This window comes from Acinetobacter sp. YH12152, from assembly GCF_013418285.1.
GTDB classification, from domain to species: Bacteria; Pseudomonadota; Gammaproteobacteria; order Pseudomonadales; family Moraxellaceae; genus Acinetobacter; species Acinetobacter amyesii.
In genome coordinates, this window is sequence record NZ_VPCH01000016.1 from 53,636 (window position 1) to 68,760 (window position 15,125).

13 protein-coding genes are annotated in these 15,125 nt (G+C 40.5%); 10 read left to right on the forward strand and 3 right to left on the reverse strand.

Annotation, left to right across the window (positions count from 1 at the left end; all coding sequences use genetic code 11):
* Positions 1-222: 222 nt before the first annotated feature.
* On the forward strand, positions 223-1,329 hold the full coding sequence (gene glnL / locus FTU83_RS07225) for a nitrogen regulation protein NR(II) (protein WP_078188727.1): 1,107 nt from the start codon (positions 223-225) through the stop codon (positions 1,327-1,329).
* Positions 1,319-2,794, forward strand: a complete 1,476-nt coding sequence (gene glnG / locus FTU83_RS07230) for a nitrogen regulation protein NR(I) (protein ID WP_168377613.1) — start codon at positions 1,319-1,321, stop codon at positions 2,792-2,794. Before glnL ends, glnG begins: the two co-directional genes overlap by 11 nt.
* A 70-nt stretch (positions 2,795-2,864) precedes the next feature.
* On the opposite strand, the gene FTU83_RS07235 is transcribed toward glnG, so the two are convergent.
* The 3 genes from FTU83_RS07235 to mnmG all read right to left on the reverse strand — a co-directional run bounded on the left by FTU83_RS07235 (position 2,865) and on the right by mnmG (position 6,732).
* Complete coding sequence (locus FTU83_RS07235) at positions 2,865-3,191, reverse strand: hypothetical protein (protein WP_078193710.1); 327 nt, start codon at positions 3,189-3,191, stop codon at positions 2,865-2,867.
* A 114-nt stretch (positions 3,192-3,305) separates the two neighbouring features.
* The gene (gene mhpT, locus FTU83_RS07240) at positions 3,306-4,511 is read right to left on the reverse strand and encodes a 3-(3-hydroxy-phenyl)propionate transporter MhpT (RefSeq protein WP_180010134.1); all 1,206 of its coding nucleotides are present in this window, start codon (positions 4,509-4,511) and stop codon (positions 3,306-3,308) included.
* A gap of 340 nt (positions 4,512-4,851) precedes the next feature.
* The gene (gene mnmG, locus FTU83_RS07245; RefSeq protein ID WP_180073888.1) at positions 4,852-6,732 is read right to left on the reverse strand and encodes a tRNA uridine-5-carboxymethylaminomethyl(34) synthesis enzyme MnmG; all 1,881 of its coding nucleotides are present in this window, start codon (positions 6,730-6,732) and stop codon (positions 4,852-4,854) included.
* Between the two features lie 253 nt (positions 6,733-6,985).
* Here mnmG and FTU83_RS07250 point away from each other — a divergent pair, with 253 nt between their 5' ends.
* The 8 genes from FTU83_RS07250 (at position 6,986) to purD (ending at position 15,002) form a co-directional block, all read left to right on the forward strand.
* A complete protein-coding gene (locus FTU83_RS07250) occupies positions 6,986-7,336 on the forward strand; it encodes a hypothetical protein (RefSeq protein WP_078188731.1) in 351 nt (116 codons plus the stop codon).
* Positions 7,337-7,483: 147 nt separating this feature from the next.
* Positions 7,484-8,362 carry a bile acid:sodium symporter family protein gene (locus tag FTU83_RS07255; RefSeq protein WP_180003878.1) on the forward strand — a complete coding sequence of 293 codons (879 nt, stop codon included), beginning with the start codon at positions 7,484-7,486 and terminating at the stop codon, positions 8,360-8,362.
* Between the two features lie 75 nt (positions 8,363-8,437).
* On the forward strand, positions 8,438-9,325 hold the full coding sequence (locus FTU83_RS07260) for a bile acid:sodium symporter family protein (protein WP_180003877.1): 888 nt from the start codon (positions 8,438-8,440) through the stop codon (positions 9,323-9,325).
* A 126-nt stretch (positions 9,326-9,451) separates the two neighbouring features.
* Positions 9,452-10,354 (forward strand): 50S ribosomal protein L11 methyltransferase, encoded by a 903-nt coding sequence (prmA, locus tag FTU83_RS07265; protein ID WP_180073887.1) that lies wholly within the window; start codon positions 9,452-9,454, stop codon positions 10,352-10,354.
* Between the two features lie 18 nt (positions 10,355-10,372).
* Positions 10,373-11,257, forward strand: coding sequence for a DUF3426 domain-containing protein (locus FTU83_RS07270; RefSeq protein WP_180054446.1), 885 nt, complete (start codon positions 10,373-10,375; stop codon positions 11,255-11,257).
* A gap of 392 nt (positions 11,258-11,649) precedes the next feature.
* On the forward strand, positions 11,650-11,919 hold the full coding sequence (fis, locus tag FTU83_RS07275; protein WP_001086304.1) for a DNA-binding transcriptional regulator Fis: 270 nt from the start codon (positions 11,650-11,652) through the stop codon (positions 11,917-11,919).
* Between the two features lie 95 nt (positions 11,920-12,014).
* Entirely contained in the window at positions 12,015-13,589 is a 1,575-nt protein-coding gene (gene purH, locus FTU83_RS07280) for a bifunctional phosphoribosylaminoimidazolecarboxamide formyltransferase/IMP cyclohydrolase (RefSeq protein ID WP_180010136.1), read from the forward strand.
* Positions 13,590-13,721: 132 nt separating this feature from the next.
* Complete coding sequence (purD, locus tag FTU83_RS07285; RefSeq protein ID WP_180105993.1) at positions 13,722-15,002, forward strand: phosphoribosylamine--glycine ligase; 1,281 nt, start codon at positions 13,722-13,724, stop codon at positions 15,000-15,002.
* Positions 15,003-15,125 lie beyond the last annotated feature (123 nt).

The window sequence follows — 15,125 nt, forward strand, 5'->3', positions numbered from 1 at the left end:
TTTTAATGCATTTTAGATTTACAGCCTGTTTTTAATCAGCTATACACTTTATTTAAAGTCTTAAATAAGCGCATTTATTCAAATAAGCATCAAAACTTAGCGTATTTCTGAAATAGTTGGCTTATATCTTGCATAACTTGCATCAATTCGAACCTTATTAGATTGAACGATTTGCTTTATGAAGATGCCATTGCGCCATTTTAAGACAGGAACCTCTCGCTAATGGATCAGACTATGACGATTGATTACCGGCTTTTAGTGGATAATTTAACCACTGCCATTTTATTGGTCGATAGCAACCTGAATATTTTTTATTTAAATTCATCTTGTGAAGCGCTTTTTGACATCAGCTTACTTCGTGCATCAGGTCAGCCTGTATTAAATTTACTCCATATGCCCGATGATGAGTTCAATACGCATGATGCATTAATGAATACACTAACTTCCGGTCAGCACTATACGCGCCGAGAAGCAACGATTAATGTCAACTTTAAAGACATTCATGTTGATTACACCGTGTCACAGCTCAACTCAGGTAAACCCTACCACCCTTTGCTATTGATTGAGCTGAATCAAATCGACCGAATGTTAAAAATCTCTAAAGAAGAAAACCTGATTCAACAACATCAAGTTGCACGACAACTGATTCGTGGTGTTGCTCATGAAATTAAAAATCCACTTGGTGGTATCCGTGGGGCGACACAACTTTTAGCGCGTAGTTTAAATGATCCGAAGTACAGCGAATTCACCGACATTATTATTAGTGAAGTAGACCGATTACGTAATCTTGCTGACACTATGCTTGGTTCAAGACAATTACCAAGTTACGAACCAGTCAATGTCCATGAACCCCTTGAACGTGTTCGTTCACTGATCGTCAACCAAACTAAAAAGAAAATTAAAATCACCCGTGATTACGACCTTTCTTTACCAGATGTACTGGCAGATCGTGATCAATTAATTCAGGTCATGCTGAATATCAGTGTTAATGCTGTTCAGGCGATGACTGAAAATAAAGAGTTCTTTGTTGAGCATCAACCAGAACTGACCTTGCGCACACGTATTCAACGCTTAGTCACCATCAATGGTGTATTAAAACGTTCTGCGGTACGCATTGACATCGAGGACAATGGACCGGGTGTCCCACAAGAAATATTAGAATCCGTATTTTATCCTTTAGTGACAGGACGAGCGAAAGGCACAGGTCTCGGCCTTAGCATTGCACAAAATATTATGCATCAACATAACGGAATGATTGAATGCCAATCAGTTCCAGGAAAAACAGTATTTAGCCTATATTTACCTTGGGAGTCAGATCATGTCGCGTAATAAGATTTGGGTCATCGATGATGATCGCGCCATGCGTTGGGTGCTGGAAAAAACATTCAAAGAAGAAGGTTTTGATGTTACCAGTTTTGAAGAAGCACAATCCGCTTTAGATCAGTTAAGTGTCGATGCGCCAGATGTTATTTTGACGGACATCCGTATGCCAGGTATTGATGGACTGACCTTTTTAGGTAAAGTCAAAGGCAACTACCCTGACTTACCTGTGATCATCATGACCGCACATTCAGATTTAGAATCTGCTGTGTCGAGCTATCAAACGGGTGCATTTGAATATCTACCAAAACCTTTTGATATTGATGAAGCCTTAGCCCTTGTAAACCGTGCAATTTTACATATCGCCAAATTACAACAACAAGAATCTGCTAAAACCGTTCAACCGATTCAATCTACAGAGATTATTGGTGAATCTCCTGCTATGCAGGAAGTCTTCCGTGCCATTGGTCGTCTTTCTCAATCACACATTACTGTATTAATTAATGGTGAATCAGGCACAGGGAAAGAATTGGTTGCGCATGCGCTGCATAAGCATTCACCACGTGGCAACAAACCTTTTATTGCGCTCAATATGGCAGCAATTCCAAAAGATTTGATCGAAACTGAATTATTTGGTCATGAAAAAGGCGCATTCACCGGTGCTAACACACAGCGTCAAGGGCGTTTCGAACAAGCCAATGGCGGGACTCTTTTCCTTGATGAAATTGGCGACATGCCATTTGAAACTCAAACACGTTTACTGCGTGTTTTAGCGGATGGCGAATTCTACCGTGTCGGTGGTCACATCCCAGTCAAGGTGGATGTCCGTATCGTTGCTGCAACGCACCAAGACTTAGAAAAGTTAGTACATGAAGGTCGCTTCCGTGAAGACTTGTACCACCGTCTAAACGTGATTCGTATTCATATTCCAAAACTTGCACATCGTAGTGAAGATATTCCGATGCTTGCACAGCATTTCCTTGCAAGTGCAGGCAAAGAACTTGGGGTAAGTCCGAAGATTCTGCGTCCTGAAACGCAAGAATACATGCAAAAACTGCCATGGCAAGGTAATGTGCGTCAGCTTGAAAATACCTGTCGTTGGTTAACGGTTATGATCACAGGCCGTGAAGTTTATCCAGAAGATTTACCGTCTGAATTAAAACAGATTCCAATTCAAGGCACAGATGGCAACCCTGCTGCTCAAGGGATTGATCGTATTGGTGTGCATCACTGGGATGAGTTACTTGGTCAATGGGCCGTACAAAAACTTAAAAATGGTGAGATGAAAATTCTCGACATTGCCACACCAATGTTTGAACGCACCCTCATCAATGCAGCACTACAGCAAACACGTGGGCGTAAGCGCCATGCTGCAGAACTTTTAGGTTGGGGTCGTAATACCTTAACCCGTAAACTTAAAGAACTCGGTATGGACAGTGCCGAAGATGATGTCGAAGAAGAATTAGAAAGTTAATTTTCTGATTTTCATTAAAAAAGCCAGTCACTTAACTGGCTTTTTTATTTTGAGATTTTTTAGCAATATTTTATGCCGTAAAGCCGACATAACGTGAATAACCTTCCACCCCTAAATCAGACTTATATATCAGAAACTCAGGGAAACTTGAGGCGGTAATTTCAGTAAACATATGATATTGATCATCATTGGCATGCAAGTCATCGACTGTATGCTGCATAGTTTGCTCAAATTCATCGGTAATAAACTCAAAACCAATATCCATTGCAATAAACAGCACATGCTCACATGGCTGTACATACTGCTCTTCTGACCAATCAATCACTTGCTGCTGACAATGTGGACACTGAATGTTATCTGAAGGAGAAATATCAAGTTCGATCAATTGATAAGACATAGAAGTAAATTTATTCATGAATATTAGATTTATTCTAACAAAACTTAGTTTCAGCTAAAGATATTTATTCAATAAAAAAGGAGCCGTAGCTCCTTTAAATATGACTGATTTCGATTATTTCTTGAGGGATGATTTATAGGCAGATAATGCAGCCACCGCGATAGCCGACAAAGCAATACCCGGCGCACTTGCAATTAAAATACCTGTCGTTCCTAGACCTAGCGCCAAAATCTTGCCTGTAAGTAATGGACCTGTCATTGCACCCAAACGTCCCCATGAAATTGCACTTCCCACACCTGTCACTTTCCCAGCTGGTGTATAGAAAATTGGAGAGATCCCATACAAAATCGATTGACCACCTGTAGAGAAAATTCCGCCCATGATGCCTGCAGCAATGAGTACAGGAATGGAATTTGTTGTAAACAGCACAAACAATGCCACAAACAAACCTGAATAGATAATCACTGCCATTTGCCATAATTTTAGGCGATCCAGCAAGTAGCCTAAACCCAGCGTACCAATCACTGCGCCCACTTGGAACATCAACATGATCATAAAAGCTTGTTGCTTTTCCAACCCTTGTTCCATAAGCAAGTTAGGCAACCAACTGATCAGAATATAGTTCACCATTAAGGTAAAGAAGAAACTCAGCCAGAGCGGCAATGTATACTTATAACGCTGTTCAGCAAAAAGGATTTGCCCCATCGGTGGAACCGTTTCCTTGGTTTCTGCCTGAACTTTTTCTGTACGCTTATCTTTTAAGATAATCGCCATGAATGGAATCAAGATTAAAGGCGTTAAACCACCAATTAAAAATAGTGTATGCCATGAGATATCTTTAAAGACAATACCCAAGCCAGCAACAAAGATTGCACCTACGGGTAAGCCACAGTACATCAAACTATTTAAGCGCCCACGGTTAGCATCCGTCGCTTCATCACCCACCACCGAGATCATCGTTGGCATCGCAGCACCCAAACCTAAACCTGTAAAGAATCGTGCGATATATAAAATTTCAATGCTTGGTGCAACTGCCGTGATAGACATAAATACACCGAAGATAAAAATCGACAACATCAGGACTTTCTTCTGTCCCAAATAGTCAGCGACACGCCCCCCAAAGAACGCGCCAAATAACATACCAAACACACCTAAGCTAAACACATAGCCCATTTGTACCTGATCTAAGGAAAATGTCGCTGCGATTCCCTTTGCTGCGATACCGGGTGCTTGTAGGTCAAAACCTTCAAAAAATGCCACCCAGAAACACAAAAATACCGTTAGAAATTTTTGCATTTTTCCCGATTGTTGATTTGCCATAATCGAACTCCATTCATGTAGCGTAAACCCACTTGTACGCCATGCCCTGAAGTTTCGGCTTTATTGGGTAGAATAAATACCACTACAAAGGTCGGAATTCACACGACCAAAAGCCCACCATTAAGACTTAAAACTTTGTATATCAATAGTTTTAGATCTTATTTTTTGCATTTATAATTCATTATCAATCACTTAGGTTTATGGAAGATTTTAATAATCAAACCATAGCTAAAACTAATGATGATCAAAATATTCATTTAATCCGATCAAATACCAACAGCCAATAATTTTTAAGCAATAAAAAACCCGCATCTAGCGGGTTTTTCTTTCAGCTGAAAAATTATGCAGATTTTTTCGCTTGGTTATTCTTACGAATCGTAATCATCACCAATTGAACAGCCGCAGGTGTAACACCCGGAATACGGCTTGCTTGTGCCAATGTTTCAGGCAATACATTTTTCAGCTTCATGGTGATTTCACGTGAAAGACCAGAAACGACATCATAATCAAAATCAGCAGGAATACGTGTATCTTCCAAACGCTTCATTTGCGCAACGTCTTCTTGCTGACGGTTAATATAACCTGCATATTTCACAGCAATTTCAATTTGCTCACCCACAAATGCTGAAACTTCAGAACCCGTCAATTCAGCAATTTGCGCAAAGTTGATATTTGGACGTTTGAGCAAATCAATTGCATTGGTTTCTTTTGACAGGTCATCGCCAGTCATTTCAACGAATTTTTTGCCTAGTGGATTGTTTGGCGCTGCCCAAAGGTGTTGTAAACGACCTTTTTCAGTTTCTACAGCTTCCATTTTTTGGCAGAACGAATCCCAACGCGCATCATCCACAAGACCCATTTCACGGCCAATTGCTGTTAAACGCTGATCCGCATTATCTTCACGTAACATCAATCGGTATTCCGCACGTGAAGTGAACATACGGTACGGTTCTTTAGTACCAAGAGTAATCAAGTCATCAACCAATACACCCATGTACGCTTCATCGCGTTTTGGTGTCCATTGATCTTGATCCCATGCACGACGTGCTGCGTTTAAGCCTGCAAGCAAACCTTGCGCACCCGCTTCTTCATAACCCGTTGTACCGTTAATTTGACCAGCAAAATACAGGTTATTAATCGATTTGGTTTCTAAAGAGAATTTCAATGATTGTGGGTTGAAATAATCGTACTCAATCGCATAACCCGGACGCAAAATGTGCGCATTTTCCATACCACGAATCGAGCGAACCAATTCAAACTGAACGTCGAATGGTAAAGAAGTCGAAATACCATTTGGATAAAGCTCATGTGTGTCCAAACCTTCAGGTTCCAAGAACACTTGATGCGAATCTTTATCGGCAAATTTATGAATTTTATCTTCAATCGATGGGCAGTAACGTGGACCCACACCCTCAATCACACCAGTATACATTGGTGAACGGTCTAAGCCGCCACGAATGATATCGTGAGTTTTCTCGTTGGTATGTGTGATATAGCAATTGATTTGCTCAGGATGCATCGACGCATCACCCATGAATGACATAGTCGGAGATGGGAAATCACCCGGCTGTGGCGTCATCACAGAGAAATCAACTGATCGCGCATCGATACGTGGCGGTGTACCTGTTTTTAAACGACCTACAGGTAAGTTCAATTCACGAAGGCGCGCAGCCAATGAAATTGAAGGAGGATCGCCCGCACGACCGCCTGAAGCATTATTTAGACCTACGTGGATCACTCCACCCAAGAATGTACCTGTAGTTAATACAACAGTTTTCGCATCAAAGCGAATACCCATCTGAGTAACCACACCTTTTACAGTATCGCCCTCAACGATTAAATCGTCAGCTGCTTGTTGGAAAATATCCAAGTTCGCTTGATTTTCTAAGGTTTCACGAATCGCAGCTTTATAACGAATACGGTCAGCCTGTGCGCGAGTCGCACGAACAGCCGCGCCTTTACGTGAGTTTAAAATACGGAATTGAATACCACCTTTGTCAGCAGCCAATGCCATTGCACCGCCAAGCGCATCAATTTCACGTACTAAATGTGATTTACCAATACCACCAATGGCTGGGTTACAGCTCATCTGCCCTAAAGTCTCAATATTATGAGTTAAGAGTAAAGTCTGTCGACCCATACGTGCCGCAGCAAGAGCTGCCTCAGTACCCGCGTGACCGCCGCCGATAACAATGACATCGTAAACTTTAGGATAATGCATAGTGGTAAAGGAGATTAAAAAAGGATGACGGAAGATTATAGCAAAAATTCACCGATAAGTTGACTGATTAACTCGATTTTATTGTTATTGACTACTGTTTTATGCCTATATATTTCTTTATGAACATACATACTTTGCATATTCCATATAAAAATATACATTTCTCAAGCAAATGTTACTCGAAGATTGTTGTTTTATTCTGATGATTTTTTATTCTGTTATAGATCCCATGAGAATCATAAGGACTATAAGCATGAATAAGAATATTTTGCTATCCACGGTTTTATGCGGTTTATGTTTATCACCACTTGCTGCCTCAGCCAATGATAAAGTTGAGAAAGTGTATGATGCACAGCGATATCAACAAGTCTGTAAAGGTAAAAGCCAAGGCGCTCAAGTTTCATTTGCCTATCGCGGTATTATCTGGAATGGTACTTGCGAACCACAATTTTTTAGTTCTTCCAAAAATGCAAATCTTCATGGCGAAGAAGCCGAATTATTAAGCACATGTAGTGCAGATGCAAAAGCCACTACTGCAACGATTAATGGACAAGAAATTAAAGGAAAATGTGCTTTAGGGTTCACTCCTCCTCGTCCTAAATAAACAGTTGTCGATAAAAATATCGACCAATTAACAGATCAAAAATAAAGCGGGTAAAACATCAGTTTTTACTCGCTTTTATTTATTGCTTATTTATCAAACTGAGATAAACTCAAAAACACTATAAGGATAAAAATATCAGGAAATTCCATGGATTCGGGATTATTTGCATTTTTTCTACCCATTGCTTTAGCCATTATGATGATGGGTTTGGGACTTGAACTTTCAGTCAAAGACTTTTTACGCGTTGGACGCTATCCAAAAGTTATTTTCATCGCTTTATTTACTCAGCTTATTCTACTGACCAGCATTGCGTTTTTCCTGTGTAAGTTGCTTGAGTTACCCCCTTTACTCGCGGTCGGGCTCATGTTGCTTGCGGCTTCACCCGGTGGCCCCACAGCAAACCTTTATAGCTACCTATATAAAGGTGATGTTGCATTAAATATTAGCTTAACGGCCATTAACTCAGTTGTTTCGTGCTTTACATTGCCTTTTATTGTCAACCTTTCCATTTTGCATTTTGTTGGTGAAAGTACCAGTATTGGCATGCCTATCGATAAGATCACCCATGTATTTCTGATTATTTTGATACCGGTATGTTTCGGTATGTTTATTCGTAACTCCTTTCCGACCATTGCATATCACATCAACAAACCGATGCGAATGTTATCTATTTTTTTATTAATTCTTATCTTTACACTCGCAGTTTTGCGCGAACAATCCAACATTATTACGTATTTTGCCAGCGTCGGCATTGCAACCTGTTTACTCTGTTTCAGTGGACTATTTTTGGGTTACTTAATTCCATTCCTCTCGGGTGTGCCTGAAAAACAGGCTCGTGCGTGTACCTTTGAGATTGGTATTCATAACACCAGTATCGCCCTAACCATCGCACTGAGTGTGCTTGAAAACACCACAGTGGCGATACCTGCCGGTGTTTATTCTATTTTTATGTATTTATTGGCGACCTTATTTGGTTTTATTTTGACGCGCCGTGGCAGTCACTTGATTCAACAAGTGAAAACCTAAACTATTTTTTCTAACGCAATCACCATAAGGACTTTGGTGAAAAACCATTAAATATGCTCAAGGAGAATAAATAAGATGGATTCTGGAATTATTACGGTTCTTTTGCCATTAGCACTGGCCTTTATTATGATCGGGCTTGGGTTAGAACTTACCCCCAAAGATTTCGCACGTGTCACCAAGCACCCTAAAGCCGTGTTGATCGCATTATTTTGCCAGCTCGTGTTGCTTGTTGGTATCGCCTTTCTACTATGTAAACTGCTAGCATTACCACCACTGCTTGCTGTCGGATTGATGCTACTCGCAGCCTCACCCGGTGGTAGCACAGCTAACTTATTTAGCTATCTATTTAAAGGTGACTTGGCTTTAAATATTACCCTGACCGCCATCAACTCAGTCATTGCAGCATTAACCCTTCCATTGATCGTGAATTTTTCGATCATGCACTTCATGCAAGAAGGGCAACAAATCAGTCTGCAGTTTGGAAAAATCCTCCAAGTTTTCGGCATCATTATCATCCCCGTCTGTATAGGCATGCTGCTTCGTCACTATGCACCTAAACTGACTGAGAAACTGCATAAACCACTCCGCATCTTTGCTGTGGTCTTTCTCATCTTAATTATTATCGGTGCTATTTACTCTGAACGACATAATATTGCGGCTTATCTAACCCAAGTTGGCTTAGCTACGGTTCTATTCTGTATTTTCAGCTTATGTATCGGTTATTTTGTTCCAAGACTGTTCGGCATCAATAGTGCTCAGGCACGTGCTTGTGCATTTGAAATCGGTATTCATAACAGTACGTTAGCCATGACCATCGCCTTAACGGTGATGGCAAGCTCTGCTGTAGCAATGCCTGCGGCGGTATATTCAATCTTTATGTACATCTTTGCCGCTGTATTTGGCTTCCTAATTACGCGTTTTGCACCAATCTCGACAACTACAACCGAAACAATTAAAAGTTAAGTCATTGAAAAATTAAAAGGATGCTACGTGCATCCTTTTATTTTTTGTCAATTTTGATAATCGCTAGCTGCAAGTTGCCGAGTTCCGTTACAATAGCTTTTTATAAAACTCATTTAGGTTATGTCCGTGAAGTGGTTACAAATTCATATTACTGTTGAAAAAGCTCAAGTTGATTACACTGAAACGCTGCTCAGTTCTTTAGGTGCAGTCAGTGTCACGCTAGATGATGCAGAAAATCAGGATTTACTTGAACCACTTCCAGGTGAAACACCACTTTGGAATAAAGTGATCGTTACTGGTATCTATGCACAAGAAGATGATGAAGAAATTGATGTTGCTGCATTAAAAACATTTATTAAAGCTCAACTTCCTGAAGCACTAATGCGTAGCGAATTCATTGAAGACCAAGAATGGGAACGCACATGGATGGATGCTTATGAGCCTATTCAAATTGGTGAGAAATATTGGATTGTCCCAGAATGGATGGAAGCGCCAGAAGCAGATGCCGTTAACATCAAACTAGACCCAGGTCTTGCTTTTGGTACTGGTAACCATGCATCTACATTCCTATGCCTACAATGGTTAGGTAAAGTTGATCTTAAGGATAAAATCGTCATCGACTACGGTTGTGGTTCTGGTATTTTAGGTGTTGCCGCTTTACTTTTGGGTGCAAAAAAAGTTTATGCCACTGATATTGACCCACAAGCCGTTTTAGCAACACAACAAAATGCCGAATTAAATGGTGTACTGGAAAATTTGTATGTAGGCCTACCTGAAGAGTTCAACCAAGAACTCGCTGGACAAAAAGCCGATGTGTTTGTTGCTAATATTCTTGCAGGCCCTCTAATGGCCTTGGCTGCAGAATTCTCAACTTTAATTAAATCTGAGGGCGAGTTCGCACTTGCAGGTGTAATTGAAGAGCAAGTTTCTGATGTTTCTAGTGTTTATTCTGAATTTTTTGATATATTAGACGTAGAAAAACGTGACGAAACATGGTGCCGAATTTCGGGTAAACGCCAACAGTATTAAAATTTAAAATGTGTACTTATGAGCGACAAATTAACTAACTGCCCAACTTGTTTTACAACATATAAAGTAACTGTTCCGCAGCTTACTGTCGCTCAGGGCATGGTTTGTTGCCCAAAGTGCTCTACATCTTTTAATGCACTGTCTCATTTGGTGGTAGATAAAGCGTTGTCTTTTTCTACCCCTGAGCAAGAAAATGCACCGCAAAAAAACTCCAATACTATTATTAATGTCAGCGAATTTAATAATACGCTTACACCAGTGACTGTTGAAGAAACACCAACCCACCATTTATTAAAACTATTTGATCAAAAAGTCGAAAACTCTAATATCGATCTAAAAACTTATTTAAATAACTTAAATTATTTCAGCACCGAACCGATCGGCAACCTTCCTGCTGTAAATTGGGCAGAACAGGCTGAAAAAGATAAAAAACGTACACCACTGAATTATTTTATGTGGTTCTGTATTAATGCTTTCTTATTTGGTGCACTTATATTCCAGTTTTTCTGGTTCAATCCACAATATTTAAAAAACAGTCCAGTGATGGGTGCTGCATTTACTGCAGTCTGTGATGTATTCAATTGTTCACGCCTAGAGGAACATTACAGCTTAATTAGTACCAAAAAAGTCAAAATTCGTAGCATTGGAAATAATGAAACACGTTTTACAGGTGAAATGATCAATTTTCATGACCGTAGTCTAGCCTTACCCAATATGAAAATTTCACTAAAAGAAAATGGTGCTGAAATAGCAAACTATACGCTTTTACCTGAAGAGTATTTGGATAAAAGTCTGCATGGTATCCAACGGATCCCAAAAAGTAGTCCTTTTAAATTCCAATTTAGCCTACCAATTGCACGCAAAAGCTTCGATAATTATTCAATTGAGTTGATTCGCCCCTAATATTGAAAAAAACTATTAAAAAAGTAAAAAAAACATAAAAAAAATGCAGTTTTCTTGCTCACTTTTTCCTAGACAATGGTATGATACGCGCCACGAAAGCTTTGTGCTGCAAACTCCTCGCTAATTTTTCACAACAAATACAATCCCAACCGTGCGCTTTATTACTTATTGCGTATTGAGTAGATTTTTTGTTTGTTTTTTAGGCTGTAACAATTATTAATCTATTGTTACGCTTATTTTTCGAACAATTTTGCGAGTTGTGTCAAGCTACAAGTAATGTACAAGTTTTAGAACTCCGCATTAGGAACTAAAACGGAGTTCATTCAAGTTTATAGACCACTTTTAACAAATCACTTTACCCAAGTGATATTTGATTTTTCGGATTAATTCGCATGAATAGCAAATCTCCTATTTTTACTGCACAATCTGATGTCGCTCTTCGTATTCACGTAGATCGCGCAGTTCGCCATTACTTTGCACAATTGCAAGGCGAGCAACCATCTCAGGTATACGATATGGTGCTGGCGGAAATGGAGAAGCCTCTTCTATCTGTAGTTCTTGAATATACACGTGGTAATCAAACCCGTGCTGCTGAGATTCTCGGCTTAAACCGTGGTACTTTACGTAAAAAGTTGAAAGCTCACGGTTTAATGAGTGAATAAATGATAAAATGCTTGCGGCTTCCGCAGGCATTTTTTTTAACCTGCATTTTGCTAATTTTGTTTTAATCTGTTCCTTGAAAACTGTGACGAAGATCATGACTATTAAACGCGCTTTAATCTCTGTGTCTGACAAGACTGGAATTGTTGAATTTGCACAAGAACTTGCTGCTCTAGGGGTAGAAATTTTATCTACTGGCGGAACATACAAATTGTTGAAAGACAATAATGTTGCCGTAGTTGAAGTTTCAGAGCACACAGGTTTCCCAGAGATGATGGACGGCCGTGTAAAAACGCTACATCCGAAAATTCATGGTGGTATCTTAGCTCGTCGCGGTCTAGACGAAGCTGTGATGGCTGAACACAACATCGATGCAATCGATCTTGTAGTTGTTAACCTTTATCCGTTTGCTGCAACTGTTGCAAAACCAAACTGCTCACTTGCTGATGCGATTGAAAACATCGACATCGGTGGTCCGACTATGGTTCGTGCTGCTGCGAAAAACCATGCATCGGTTGGTATCGTGGTAAATGCATCTGACTATGGAACTGTTGTTGAAGAGTTAAAAGCTGAAGGTTCACTTTCACATGCAACTCGTTTTGACCTTGCGGTTAAAGCATTTGAACATACTGCACAGTATGACGGCATGATTGCATCTTACTTAGGCGCTCGCGTAGGTAAGGAAGATGGTCAAGCAGATAAATTTGCGCGTACTTTCAATACTCAATTGAACAAAGTTCAAGACTTACGTTACGGTGAAAACCCGCATCAATCTGCTGCTTTCTATGTAGAAGACACAGCAACTGAAGCATCTGTTTCTACTGCGAAACAACTTCAAGGTAAAGAATTATCTTATAACAACATCGCAGACACTGACGCAGCACTTGAATGTGTAAAATCATTTGCTAAGCCTGCTTGTGTAATCGTTAAACACGCAAACCCATGTGGTGTAGCAGTATCTCTAGACGGCATCCAAGCGGCTTATGACCTTGCTTATGCAACTGACCCTGAATCTGCATTCGGCGGCATCATTGCATTTAACCGTGAATTAGATGTTGCAACTGCGCAAGCCATTGTTGACCGTCAATTTGTTGAAGTGATCATTGCTCCAAGCGTTGCTGAAGGCGTGCTTGAAGTGACTGGCGCGAAGAAAAACGTACGTGTACTCGTATGCGGCGAGCTTCCTGCAATTACAGAACGTAAAGCGCAACTTGACTACAAACGTGTAAACGGCGGCTTACTGGTTCAAGACCAAGACTTAGGCATGATCACGAAAGATGACCTTAAAGTTGTGACTAAACGTGCACCAACTGAAGCAGAAATTGATGATTTAATCTTTGCTTGGAAAGTTGCGAAATACGTTAAATCTAACGCGATTGTTTATGCGAAAGGCCGTCAAACGATTGGTATCGGCGCAGGTCAAATGAGCCGCGTTAACTCTGCACGTATTGCAGCAATTAAAGCTGAACATGCTGGTTTAGTGGTTGAAGGCGCTGTAATGGCATCTGACGCATTCTTCCCATTCCGTGATGGTATTGATAATGCTGCGAAAGCAGGTATCAAATGCATTATCCAACCGGGTGGTTCTATGCGTGATGAAGAAACAATTGCTGCTGCTGATGAAGCTGGCATTGCAATGGTCTTCACTGGCATGCGTCATTTCCGTCACTAAGTTGGCGGCTTGATCATGGCAATTAAGCACAGTCTTTTGCTTAATACACTAGATTTCTAATCTTGCATAAAGTCCTCTCCTGCTTTCAGGTTGAGGACTTTATGTCATTTTCGATTCATGGAGTATGAACCGATGAATATTTTAGTTTTGGGTAATGGCGGTCGTGAACATGCGCTTGCATGGAAAATCGCACAAGATGACAAAGTCGCAAAAGTATTTGTTGCACCGGGTAATGCGGGTTCTGCAACTGAAAATAAATGCGAAAATGTTGCGCTTAACATTTTAGACAACGCAGCGATTATCGACTTTGCTAAAAACAATGCAGTTGATTTAATCGTGGTTGGTCCTGAAGCACCGCTTGTAAATGGCGTTGTGGATGCTTGCCGTGAAGCAGGTGTAAAAATTTGGGGTCCAACTCAATTTGCTGCACAGCTTGAAGGCTCTAAAGCATTTGCAAAGCACTTCTTAAAACGCCACAACATTCCAACTGCTTTCTATGATGTATTTACAGAAGTAGATGCGGCTAAAGCATTTGTTGAAAAAAATGGTGCGCCAATTGTAATCAAGGCTGATGGTCTTGCTGCAGGTAAAGGCGTAATCGTTGCAATGACGAATCAAGAAGCATTTGATGCGATTGATGACATGCTTGCAGGCAACAAATTTGGTGATGCTGGCTCACGTGTAGTAATCGAAGAATTTCTTGCAGGTGAAGAAGCTTCTTTCATTTGTATGATTGATGGCGACAACATTTTGCCAATGGCAACGTCTCAAGATCACAAGCGTATCTTTGAAGGCGACCAAGGCCCGAACACGGGCGGTATGGGTGCTTACTCTCCTGCTCCTGTTGTGACTGCTGACGTATTTGAAAAAACCATGAATGAAGTGATGCGTCCTACCGTTGAAGGTATGAAAAAAGACGGTCACGTGTACACAGGTTTCTTATATGCAGGCTTAATGATTGATGAACAAGGTCAACCTAAAGTGATCGAGTTCAACTGCCGTTTTGGTGACCCTGAAACTCAGCCAATTATGATGCGTTTAAAATCATCTTTAGTTGACCTTGTTGAAGCTGGTATTGCAGGTAACTTACCAAAAGAAGCAGATTGGGATGAGCGTAAGACTGTAGGTATCGTACTTGCATCTAAGGGCTACCCTGAAACATCTAGCAATGGTGATGTAATTTCAGGTTTAGACACTGAAATGGCTGATGCTAAAGTTTTCCATGCAGGCACTAAAGCACTTGAGAATGGTGATATTGTGACTGCTGGTGGTCGTGTTCTTTGTGTGACTGCGCTAGGTGATACGATTGGTGAAGCGCAAGCGAAAGCTTTAGAACTTTGCCAAAAAGTGACTTTTGATGGTGTTCAATACCGTAAAGATATTGGTTACCGTGCGATTGCACGTGAAAAGTAAGCGTCCGCTGAACACACCTTCTGAATTCATCCTATAAGCCTTAATTTAGTCCCCACTTAGAAACAAGTGGGGACTAAAATTTATGACTACAAATCATCAGACATCCATCGCATCTCTTGCGAA

Coding starts and splice junctions, on each gene's coding strand:
- glnL (WP_078188727.1), top strand. CDS start 223: ATGGATCAGACTATGACGATTGATTACCGGCTTTTAGTGGATAATTTA.
- FTU83_RS07270 (WP_180054446.1), top strand. CDS start 10,373: ATGAGCGACAAATTAACTAACTGCCCAACTTGTTTTACAACATATAAA.
- glnG (WP_168377613.1), top strand. CDS start 1,319: ATGTCGCGTAATAAGATTTGGGTCATCGATGATGATCGCGCCATGCGT.
- FTU83_RS07250 (WP_078188731.1), top strand. CDS start 6,986: ATGAATAAGAATATTTTGCTATCCACGGTTTTATGCGGTTTATGTTTA.
- purH (WP_180010136.1), top strand. CDS start 12,015: ATGACTATTAAACGCGCTTTAATCTCTGTGTCTGACAAGACTGGAATT.
- fis (WP_001086304.1), top strand. CDS start 11,650: ATGAATAGCAAATCTCCTATTTTTACTGCACAATCTGATGTCGCTCTT.
- FTU83_RS07235 (WP_078193710.1), bottom strand. CDS start 3,191: ATGTCTTATCAATTGATCGAACTTGATATTTCTCCTTCAGATAACATT.
- purD (WP_180105993.1), top strand. CDS start 13,722: ATGAATATTTTAGTTTTGGGTAATGGCGGTCGTGAACATGCGCTTGCA.
- FTU83_RS07255 (WP_180003878.1), top strand. CDS start 7,484: ATGGATTCGGGATTATTTGCATTTTTTCTACCCATTGCTTTAGCCATT.
- mhpT (WP_180010134.1), bottom strand. CDS start 4,511: ATGGCAAATCAACAATCGGGAAAAATGCAAAAATTTCTAACGGTATTT.
- FTU83_RS07260 (WP_180003877.1), top strand. CDS start 8,438: ATGGATTCTGGAATTATTACGGTTCTTTTGCCATTAGCACTGGCCTTT.
- mnmG (WP_180073888.1), bottom strand. CDS start 6,732: ATGCATTATCCTAAAGTTTACGATGTCATTGTTATCGGCGGCGGTCAC.